Source organism: Streptomyces sp. NPDC054834 (assembly GCF_053611185.1).
The window spans coordinates 1-10,267 of the sequence record NZ_JBSGZV010000057.1 but is presented as its reverse complement, the minus strand read 5'-3'; the positions used below and the strand labels follow the sequence as shown (position 1 = coordinate 10,267).

The 10,267-nt window shown below is 69.8% G+C and carries 8 protein-coding genes; 5 read left to right on the top strand and 3 right to left on the bottom strand.

Annotated features, from left to right (window positions below):
* The coding region (locus ACWGJM_RS42620) for a cutinase family protein (RefSeq protein WP_453417142.1) at positions 1–1,150 on the top strand (1,150 nt) is incomplete at its 5' end.
* A gap of 133 nt (positions 1,151–1,283) precedes the next feature.
* On the opposite strand, the gene ACWGJM_RS42615 is transcribed toward ACWGJM_RS42620, so the two are convergent.
* Positions 1,284–1,523, bottom strand: coding sequence for a hypothetical protein (locus ACWGJM_RS42615; RefSeq protein ID WP_453417141.1), 240 nt, complete (start codon positions 1,521–1,523; stop codon positions 1,284–1,286).
* 319 nt (positions 1,524–1,842) lie between these two features.
* Between ACWGJM_RS42615 and ACWGJM_RS42610 the strand changes: the two genes are divergently transcribed.
* From ACWGJM_RS42610 to ACWGJM_RS42595, 4 genes are all read left to right on the top strand, one after another.
* A complete protein-coding gene (locus ACWGJM_RS42610; protein WP_453417140.1) occupies positions 1,843–2,865 on the top strand; it encodes a tyrosine-type recombinase/integrase in 1,023 nt (340 codons plus the stop codon).
* Positions 2,866–2,886: 21 nt separating this feature from the next.
* Positions 2,887–3,273 carry a helix-turn-helix domain-containing protein gene (locus tag ACWGJM_RS42605; RefSeq protein ID WP_453417139.1) on the top strand — a complete coding sequence of 129 codons (387 nt, stop codon included), beginning with the start codon at positions 2,887–2,889 and terminating at the stop codon, positions 3,271–3,273.
* A gap of 564 nt (positions 3,274–3,837) precedes the next feature.
* Positions 3,838–5,232: a hypothetical protein gene (locus tag ACWGJM_RS42600; RefSeq protein ID WP_453417138.1), complete on the top strand. Its 1,395-nt coding sequence runs from the start codon at positions 3,838–3,840 to the stop codon at positions 5,230–5,232.
* 19 nt (positions 5,233–5,251) lie between these two features.
* Positions 5,252–6,580: a VWA domain-containing protein gene (locus ACWGJM_RS42595; protein WP_453417137.1), complete on the top strand. Its 1,329-nt coding sequence runs from the start codon at positions 5,252–5,254 to the stop codon at positions 6,578–6,580.
* A 56-nt stretch (positions 6,581–6,636) separates the two neighbouring features.
* On the opposite strand, the gene ACWGJM_RS42590 is transcribed toward ACWGJM_RS42595, so the two are convergent.
* Together ACWGJM_RS42590 and ACWGJM_RS42585 are read right to left on the bottom strand one after the other, a co-directional pair.
* Positions 6,637–9,297, bottom strand: coding sequence for a Helicase associated domain protein (locus ACWGJM_RS42590; protein WP_453417136.1), 2,661 nt, complete (start codon positions 9,295–9,297; stop codon positions 6,637–6,639).
* On the bottom strand, positions 9,294–9,860 hold the full coding sequence (locus tag ACWGJM_RS42585) for a hypothetical protein (protein WP_453417135.1): 567 nt from the start codon (positions 9,858–9,860) through the stop codon (positions 9,294–9,296). Before ACWGJM_RS42585 ends, ACWGJM_RS42590 begins: the two co-directional genes overlap by 4 nt.
* Positions 9,861–10,267: the final 407 nt, after the last annotated feature.

Sequence of the window (10,267 nt, the reverse complement as noted above, 5' to 3'; positions counted from 1 at the left end):
GCCGCCGTCGGTGTCGGCGCATCCCTCAGTTCCCACGCCGGTCAAGCCATCGATCAAACCAACTCCCCAAGCTCCGACGATGTGCGGGCCAGTCGTTCGCGGAGATAGCCTCTGGGGCCTTGCCGGAAAGTTTCTGGGGTCGGGTACCAAGTGGCGCCAGATCTACGACGCCAATCGCTCGACAATCGAGGCATTTGCCCGCGATCACGGATTCCCGTCGAGCGATACAGGCCACTGGATCTTCCCCGGCGTGCGTCTCGGTGTCCCGGGGGTCTGCGCTGCTCGTCTGGCCAGCGGAGTAACACCGACGCCGACACAACCACCCGTGGCGCCTCCCTGTCCGGCGTGGGAGTTCATCGGGGTAAAGGGAGTCGCTAATGCGCCCGCCCCCGTCCTGCCCTTCAAGCTGGGCCCCAACGTGCCCGGCATGTTCGACAAGGTCATCTCGGAGCTGCAGGCGCTGCACGGCAAGGAAAACGTCGGCGTTTCATACGTCAACTACGATCCATCGCCCGAGACCGTCTTCAACGAGCCGGAGGCGGTACAGGCGCAGAAAGACGCCCAGGCAAACAAGATGCCTAAGCGGAAGCTTCCTGGGAGCCTCTTGAAGAGCGAGGAGCAGGGACGTGTCCGCGCGATCGACAAACTCAAGGCCGAGTCGAGCCGGTGCCCCGACACGCATTTCATCCTCGCCGGGTACTCCGAGGGCGCGTGGGTTCTGGGCGACGCCTTGGCAGATCCGCAGCTGAACGCGATCCACGATCGGATCGACTCCGTACTCCTCTTCGGCGATCCACGGTTCGATCCGGATTCGCCCGCAGCCAAGAACGAAGCGGGGGGACAACCTGCGGACACTGTAGGTCTCGCCGCCTACGCAGATCCTCCCGGTAAGCGGGAACCTTACCTGCCAAAGGATCTGGAGGGCCGCGCCCAGTCCTACTGCAGCACGTCCCCTGTGGACCCCGTGTGCACGAGCCCGAAGGAAGGGGTTCTTGACTCTCCGGACTGGGGCAATGCGCTGGGCGTGTGCCGAGGTGAGGGATTCGGTCTCATTGGCCGTACAGGGGTGGGGCGCCTTGCCTGCGGTCACATCAACTACGGGGATGCGGCCGCCAGATTCGTGCGGGACCAGGCCCAAGGCGTCGAGTAGTTTTGGGGCGGCACCGGCAACTGGTGCCGTGCCGGGCCACCGTCGTCGGTCAGACAGGTAATCCGAGCAGCGACACGGACTCGCCCTCGCAGTTTGCCGGGCGTTCAGGGGCACCCTGAACGCCCGGCAGCGTTTACGCGGTTGAGCGTACGGTTTCGGCGTAGGCGTCGAAGAAGCGGTCGCCGGTGAGCCTGTGGTGGGCAAGCTGGGCGCTGACGGCCTGCTCGTCTCCCCACAGGCCCGGGCCACTGGCTAGCGCGGCCGCGTACTGCGTCACGGCCTTCTTCAGTTCCTCGAACCTGGCTGGTGTGACGACGCGCATGCTCGGCGGAGGGGTGGCCTTGGCGTCGCAGACTCGGCTGGGGTGGAGCATGACGAGCAGGGCCTTCACTCCGGGTTGTGCTTGTTGAGCCAGCGGACGCTGCCGCCGAGCTGGTCCATGTCCTTCTTCGCGATTGTGTCGGTGAGGCACCCGTCTTCAGTTCGGTCACTGCCTGCCGTGCCGAGGTTACCTAAAAGGCCAGGTTCGGCCCTGCGTGGTCGTTGCTGGTCAGGGTGGGTGGGTTCCAGGTCGGGGAGGTGGTCGGTTGTTCGGCATTCCTGAACTTTCGTCGTGATTGCTGTGGGGGCGGGGTCAGGGTGGCCGGGTGACTGTCGTGGGTGTGGGGGTGGCCGGGCTGGGGGCTCGGTGGGTGGATGAGTTCGTGCTGGCGTTGGCGGCGCGGGGGGCTACGGACCGGTGGGTGGGTCAGCAGCGGGCGTGGGTGGGGGAGTTGCTGGCGTTCGCCCAGGTGCCGGTGTGGGATGTGGGGCCGGCGGATGTGGACGGTTGGTTGGCGGGGGCGCGGGAGCGTGGTGCGGGGACGCAGACGCGGGGGGAGATGGCGCAGGCGGTGTACCGGTTTTATGCCTTCGTCGAGGCCCGGCATGGGCGGCTGGTTGAGGAGGTGACGGGCCGGCCGGTGCCGCGGCCGGTGGATGAGTTCAACCGGCCCCGGCGTCTGGCCCGGGCGGGGGTGCGTATCCCGCCCTCGGCGCGGGAGGTGGAGAGGCTGTTTGAGGCGTGGCGGGCCTGGCTGCCGCGCACGCCGGGGCGGGGCTTTCTGGTGGCGGCGCGGGATTACGTGGCGGCGTCGTTGTGGCGGCGGGTGGGCTTGCGGATCAACGAGACGGTCCGCCTTGAGGTGGGGGACTTCTATCCCGAGGTGGGCGTGCATGGGGTGCTGCAGGTGCGCTGGGGCAAGGGCGCCAGGGGCAGCGGGCCCAGGCAGCGGCTGGTACCGGCGATCGACGGGGTGGACCGGCTGCTGGCCTGGTGGCTGGCCGAGGTACGGCCGCAGTTCGGCGACGACTTGGCGGGTGGGCGGGCGGTGCTGCTGCCGAGCCGGCGGCACGCGCCCGGTGGCGGGCGCTGTGCGGCGTGCGCGGTGACCTTGCGGCAGGGGCTGGCGGGAGCGGTGGAGAGGTGGCTGCCGGCGTGGTCGGGCAGGCTGACGCCGCACCCGCTCAGGCATTTTTGCGCTTCGCACCTGTACGAGCGGGGTGTGGGGCTGGAGGCGGTCGGGGCGTTGCTGGGGCATGTGTGGCTGTCCACGACGGCCCGGTATGTGCATGTGCCCATCGAGCGGATCGAACGGTGCTGGCAGGAGGCGAACGCCCGGGTCGCCGAGCGCCTCATGGGCTCGGATGCGTATGCCGCTGCAGGACCACTGTGAGTGTGAGGGTCCAGAAAGCGGGTGGAGTACGTGCGGTGGGAGTTGCGGCTGCGGGCGGCCGAGCGGGGCGTGTTCAAGGCGGTCGAGATGCGCCGGCTGCTGGCCGAGGCGGGGCTCGAGGTCAGCGCGGGGAAGATGTCGGCGCTGTGGTCGGCGACGGTGGCGCCGGTGTCGGTGAGGCTGGACGACCTTCAGGTGCTGTGCCGGGTGCTGGGCTGCGACCCGGCCGGGCTGCTCGTCCTGGACCCGCCTGCCGGCCGGTCGCCGCAGGCGGCCGGGCCGGCCCCGGCCGCGGGAGGGGCCCACACGTGGGCCGGCGGCGAACCGGCCGCCGGGTCGGGGGAAACCGGTCCGGGACAGGGGCCTGGCGGGAGCGGTGTGGTGCGGCCGTCGCTGCCACCGGTGTAAGCGGCCGGCAGCGAAAGATCAAGGACGGGTTGCCAGGGTTGCCGGGCGGCGGCACAGCGCGGCGCGGTCTGGGTCCGGTCCGGCTGCGCGGGCCCCGGGGCTGGGCCGTGCGGATCCGGCAGGTATGACGATGAGGAGCGGTTGATGCGGCACCGGGGCGCGCCCGCCGGGACCGGACTCCCGGGTGGGGCGGTAAACGGGCGGGAGGCGGAGCGGGCAAGGGATCTGGCCAGGCATGGAGGCCGGCCTGCGGTGTGTGCGGGGTGCGGGATCCGTCCGGTGGCGTTCACCATGCCGCGCGTCGATGTCTGCTTTGCCTGTCTGCCCGGGGGCCCGCACGCTCCGCCGCCGTGCACGGCATGCGGGAGGACGGGGTTCTTCTATCACCAGGGCCTGTGCACCGGCTGCCATCCCTTCTCGCCGGAGCGCCGCGGTTCGTGCCCGGACTGCTTCGCGTGGGGCACCAGCCGGGCCTCGCGGTGGCGTTGCTGGGGCTGTCTGGGCTGGCACCGCAAGTTCTCGAAGGCGGGGCCGGGCGGGCCGTGCGTGTGGTGCCGGCGTCCGGTGGCGGTCAACCACGACCAGGTGTGCCGGATGTGCTGGCTGCAGCGCGCCCGGCTGCGCCGCGCCACGGGCGATCCGCGCCTGTCCTACATCCAGGCCCTCGCGGACGGCTGGGTGCAGCTGTCCTTCGCCAACACCCGTCCCCAGGAACGCCGCGCCCGCCCGGCCGCGTCACCGCCCGGTACGGAAGCCGGCAATGCCCTGACCGCGGTGGTGCCGGCCGCGCACCGCCAGCTCGTCCTCTTCGCGTCCCCGCCCCGTGACCTCGCCGCCGCCCTGCACAGCCCGCCGGCCGACACAGCTCTGGCCGACGGGCTGGGCCAGGAGCTCACGGACTGGGCCGCATCCCGGGGCTGGACGCGCAGCACCGTCGCACGGGCCCGCACCGGTCTGCGGCTGCTGCTGGCGGTGCAGGACACCCCCGGCGCCCCCGTCCCGGCGACGGTGATCGACCAGCTGACGGGGCTCGGCCTGCCCGCCCGGCTGCTGCACGAGTTCCTCGCCGCCCGCCGTTTTGTCGAGGACGACCGCACCTCGGCCGTCGACGCCTTCTTCGCCCGCGTCACCGCCGGCCTGCCCGAACCGATGACCGGCCAACTCGCCCGGTGGATGTCCGTGCGCCTGACCGGCAGCCCGACGCCTCCGCGCAGCCGGCCGCGTTCCCCGGTCACCGTGCGCCACCAGCTGAGCTTCGCCCTGCCCGTACTCGCCCGCCTTGCCGCCGTCGGCGCCCGCGACCTCGCCGACATCACCCCCGCCCAGCTCCGCGAACACCTGACCGCCTGCCGACTGACGGGCACCGACTACACCCACACCGCCTCCGGCCTGCGCGCCGTGTTCACCCTGCTGCACGCCCACCGCATCATCCGCAGCAACCCGGCCGTCCACCTCCGCGTCGGCACCCCCGCCCCCACCATCCCCCTGCCCGCCGACACCGCCCCGATCCGACAGGCCCTCACCGACCCCGACCCGGCCCGGGCCGCCGTCACCGCCCTGCTCGCCTTCCACGCCCTGCGCGCCACCGAGATCCGCCACCTCACCCTGAACGACGCCCGTGGCCTCGAGTCGGGCCGCTTGTACGTGTTCGGCCGCACCATCCGTCTCGGGGCGCCGGTCGGTGTACGCCTGGCCGCCTACCTCGCCCACCGCACCCGGCGCTGGCCTCACACGGCCAACCAGTACTTCTTCGTCACCAGCCGCACCGCCCTGTCCACCGTGCCGGTCAGCCGCCCCTGGCTGTACCGGCACTACCCGGCCTCCAGCCATCTCCTGCGCGGCGACCGCATCGTCGACGAAGTCCAGGCCGCCGGCGGCGACGCCCGGATGATCTGTGAGCTGTTCGGCCTCAGCATCCAGGCCGCCACCCGCTACACCGCCACCAGGGCTGGAAGCTAAGGAAGGTGTAGGCGGCGGAGTGATCGCTGGTATCGCCCAGACAGGATGCGCGTGCCAGATGTGCGAAGTGGCCGCAGATGCGCGGATAGGTGACTACCGTTTCTTCTCCGGTGATCAACAGGGGGCGGGAATGCAGAAGACGTCGCTGCGTAAGGGCGAGAACGTGTCTCTGCTGACAACGCGGACGGTGCTGTCAGTGGCGGTGCAGGGGCTCTCAGCGGACGTGTCCGCGCTGCTGCTCGGCCCTGATGACAAGGTTCGCGGCGATCATGACCTGGTTTTCTACAATCATCCGGCCCAGGACGGTGTGTCCGTTGAGGGCGCGGCGGTCACTGCGGAGCTTTCTCGCCTGCCGGCAGGCGTGCACCGTGTAGTTGTTGTGGTGAGTGCTGACCCGCTGCAGCCAGGCGCCGTCTTCACCCGAGCGCCTCAGCTGACGATCAGCCAGAGCGGCGCATCCCCGGCGTTGTTCACCGCGCCGGACTTCACGTCGGGGGAGACCGTCGTGGTCCTGGCGGAGCTGTACCGCCGCGGTGACGGCTGGAAGGTCCGGGCCGTGGGACAGGGCTATGCCTCCGGCCTTGCGGGACTGGCGACCGACTACGGCGTCGATGTCGACCCCGAGCCCTCCGCCGTGCCGCTCCCTGTGCAGACTCGCACGACTCCGGGCCAGGCCACTGCGGTCGACCTGACGAAGCTGGAGCGGCAGGCCCCGGGCCTGCTGGCACCCGCGCGACAGGCCAGCCAGGCTCTCGCAGACCGAGGAATCACGGGACGGCAAGCCGCTGTCTACCTCATCCTGGATCACGACTGGCACATGGAAGAGCTGTACGAGTCGTTCGCCGTGCAGGCCTTCGCCGAACGCGTCCTGGCCCTGTCGGCGAACCTCGACGACGACGGCACGGTGCCCGTGATCTTCTCCAGTGGGCGAGAGCCGTTCTTGGAAGAGATCCGGCTGGACAACTACCGTGGCCGTATCGGACAGCTGCACACCCAGGTCGACTGGGGCTGGGGCAACGTCGCCGATGCCATGCGCCGCGCGGTCAGCCACTACCAGGAGTCCGGCGCTGCAGACCCCGCCTTCATCGTGACCCAGGTCGGTGACGAGCCCTGGGACAAAGCAGAGGTCCGCTCCATGCTCCAGAACACCGCCTCACTGGGGATCTTCTGGCTGTTTGTGGGATTCGGCCGCGGCAAGCTCGCCTTCTACAAGAACCTCAACGCCTCCACCTCTGCCACCTTCACCAATGTCGCTTTCTACGACGCCAGCAAAAACCCGGGCTCGGTGCCTGGCGAGCGGTTCTACACAGGCCTTGTCGACGCCTTCGCTACCTGGATGCAATCGTGAGGCCGTACATCGAGCCAGGCCTGGCTTGCCATCTACGCCCAGCCTCCACCACGTGATCATTGCGCCCACTGCATGCCCAGTTTCCGTAGTGCTTCCAGCTGTTCCCGGGTGAGCTTGCCCCGCCTCGCACGGACGTTCGATGTCCATACGCCCAGCCTCACGACCACCGGCTCCGTCTCGCCGTCGACCACGATCTCTTCAGTGTGGCCGCGCGGGATCGGCCGGTGGGCGCCTTCCCTTTCCACCCACTGCGCGAGGGCCGCGAGGCCGCGCTGGAAGGCCTGCTGCGCCTTGCTCGGGCCCTTCGTCGTGCGTGCGGCCGCTGGGGCGGGAGACGGGGCCTCAGCGGGCTGCACGCCCAACGCGGACAGTCGCTCCTGCTGCTCGGTGGACAGCACCTTCCAGATGCCCGGATTCTTCTGCCGCTGGAGCCACTTGCCCAGGTCGTCTCCCTCGAACAGGACCCCGGGTGCGATGTTGGGCAGGTGGCCGTCGGCGTTGACCAGGTCCGCGAGGATGCGGTAGTGGCGCTGCCAGTCCAGTGGCCACGGGCAGTTCCAGTCCGGGTCGATCGCCGCCAGCTGCTGTGCGCGTACGGCAGCCCGTTCCGGGTCCTTCCCCAGGCCGCCCTTGCGGCGGAGGTTGGCCATGTGCCGCCCGATGGGCACCAGGCCCTCGGCCTCGCTCTCGCCCCATACGGCGTCCTGGCGCGGTGCGAGGTGCCCGGTGGCACGCCGGTAGGAGCGGAGTGCGGCGAGTTTGGTCTCCCACGCCTCCTCGCCTGGCTCCCAGACCATCCCGGCCTCCGGGGCGTCCAGCAGGGTCTTGCGCCGCTCCTCCAGCTCCCCGGCCCGCAGCGCTTTCCGCTGCTGGTGCACCCACCGTCCAAGCGGAAACGCCTTGGTCGCCCCGACTTCGACCTCGACGTCGTAGGGCACGGCGTAGAGGCCGGTGATCTCGTTCTCCTTCCGCCACCGGATGAGGGCCTGGTAACCCTCCAACCACACCAGCGATTCCGGCCGGTAGACCCGGGCGCGCAGGAAGGCCGCGATCGTGGCGGCGTCGCGCGGTGTGGAGAAGTGGAGCAGCGCGGACTCGGCAGCGGCGTCGGTGTCGTCATGCTCCTGGTCCTCGCCTTCGCCGCTGGCCGCGACGATTCGCCCGTCTTCGTCGCGCCGGATGTGGACCTTGCGCTGTCCGTGGGTGAGGGCGCGGGAGGCGAGCTGCTCGACGAGTCGTTCATCATGACTGCGCAGGCCTTGGAGGACGGCTACGAGGGGGCGGAACGAGGCGCTGGCGACCATGTCTGTCGGGTCCTCGCCGGGCTCCAGGAACACTGGCACGATGATCCTGGCCACCTTCGTGGAGCCGTCCTTGTTGAGCCGCAGGGCCCGGCCGATGTTCTGCACGATCTCCACCTGCGAACCGCGGGTGTCCGCGAAGCAGACGGCCTCCACACCCCGCTCGCCGGTGATGTCCACGCCCTCGCCGAGCACGCGAACGGACGCGAGGAACGCCCGGTGCACGCGCCGGTTGTTGGCGTCGATGCCGTTGGCGAACTGGCGCAGGACCTCGCGCCGCTCGGTGACGAGGTGGTCGCCGCACAGCCACGCCGACCACACCCGGTCTGGGGGTACGTGGCGGCCGGCCTCCAGCTCGTAGAACTCCGCGTCGATCGACGACTTCGGCAGCCGGTCCGCGGCCGCCAGATCGTCATCGGAGGCGTCGTTCATGTACAGCTCGGCTGCCGTCTGCGGCAGCTTCTCCGCGAACGCGGCGGCCTCCTCGACCTTCTGGTGGAACGTCATGACCGTACGCAGGTTGTACACGGCGGCGTGCTCCAGGAGCGCGGTCTGCAGGAGCGCCAGGCGCCGGCCCCGCTGCGCCTCCTCCGATTCCCCGAGGACGTGGGAGGGGTCGCGGATCTCCAGGACGTCGATCTCGAACCCGGCGAGGATCTCGCGTTCGATCGCCTCCGAGAGCCCGAGCTCGGCCAGCCACGGCCCGTAGGTGTCCGAGTCCTGGCTCATCGAAGCGATCTCCGCCTCCTGGCCCTCCGCGCCCCTTCGCTGCTGGGGCGCCGCCAGGATGCGCGGGGTCGCGGTCAGGTACAGCCGGAAGTCCGCCGGGATCCGGGCGTTGTCGTGGATCGCCGCCCACGGCCGCCCAAGATCACCGGCGGTGCCGTGGGCCTCGTCCACGATCGCGAGGTCGAAGCCTGCCATCTGCTGGCCGTACAGCCGCTCCCCGCCCGCCAGAGCGGTCTCCAGCGGCCCGCGCACCTTCCGCTGGCCCATCGGGTCGTCGAAGTCCTCGCGGTCCACCAGGGAGGCGTAGGTGGCGAACACGACGATGGGCCCGGACCCGGCCCACAGGGCGAGCTGAATCGGGTTGGTGGTGGTGCGCACCTCCAGCTCGTTCAGCACGGGGTCGTTCTCCAGTGAGCACACCGCGACCATGGGGGAGCGGTGGCCTACCGCCCGCCACGCCTGAGCGGTCTGCACGATCAGGTCCAGGGTCGGCACGGTGACGAGGATCCGGCCGCCCGGGAAGCATTCCAGCGCGCACGCGGCTGCGGTGATCGTCTTCCCTGATCCGGTCGCCGACACGATCGTGCCCCGCGCGCCCTGGGCAGGAACATAAGATCTTGCAGGAAATCCCACCCACTTCCGGAAACTCGATTTCTGCGCCACCTGGTGTTCTCGGAGCTTAATCAAAAGAGTTCTCCAGGTTCGGGAAGGATCCGTTCGACGGAGGTGATCCGGTAGTCACCGCGTTGGTAGAGGCCGCCGTGTCTTCCATGGATGGCCCAGGCTTTCACGGCGGCGTCTTCTGGTGATGCGGCCATCAGGTGGATGGTCAACACCGACACTCCTGCGGCAGACCGGCCGCCGGCGGGCTGGGCACTGATCCGGTAGACGCGATGCCGCAAGACCTCCGGGACCCCGACACCCGCCCGCTCGGCACGGTCTACCTCCTCCACCAACCGCTGCAGTCGCTGCTCTTCGTAGCGGACAGCGCGCGGGTCGCGCGAGGGCACGTACACCGCCATCCGCCGCTCTTCCATGAGGTGGGCGATCCGCTCCCACTGAAGGCGCTGCAGTGAAGCGATGAACCGCTCGCTCAGGTGATGCGGTTCAGGCGGGGCCTCCCGAGCGCTGCTTTCGCGTTCCCGCGCGAAGCTTACGTGCTCGGCTACCTGACGATGATCGAGTCCAGCCGCTTTTGAGACCACACCGAGACGGGCCAGTTCATGCGGAAGGTACTCATAGACCAACACGCTTCGTCCTCCTCCAGAGGGAGACCCATCATTTCGCTAATGCTACATGCTGCATCAATTTGAGGCAGCCACTACACTAGAACCCGACACGAACGAGCCACCCCCTCCCTCGCAGCCAGCCCGGCCCGCGCCAGCGGGCTTCAACGGTTCTGGAGGCGCAGCCGGAAGGACCGTCAGGCGGGGGAGCGCAGCGGACCCGCCGGCCAGGCTGGAGCGAAGCGGAAGCCTGTTAGTGGGACTGAGTCCCACCGGTCCGGGAGCGCAGCGGACGGACCGTCACCCTGCTTGCGCAGCAAGCAGGGTGTGCGGGTGGCGCAGCCACCCGCCAGCGCTCACGCGGAGCGGGAGCGCAACACCCGCGCGCAGCGCGGGTGTTCGCTTGCACATCGCGCAGCGATGTGGTACCC

Excerpts from the sequence above, each read along its gene's own strand:
- ACWGJM_RS42615 (WP_453417141.1), bottom strand. The coding sequence starts at position 1,523 with ATGCTCCACCCCAGCCGAGTCTGCGACGCCAAGGCCACCCCTCCGCCG.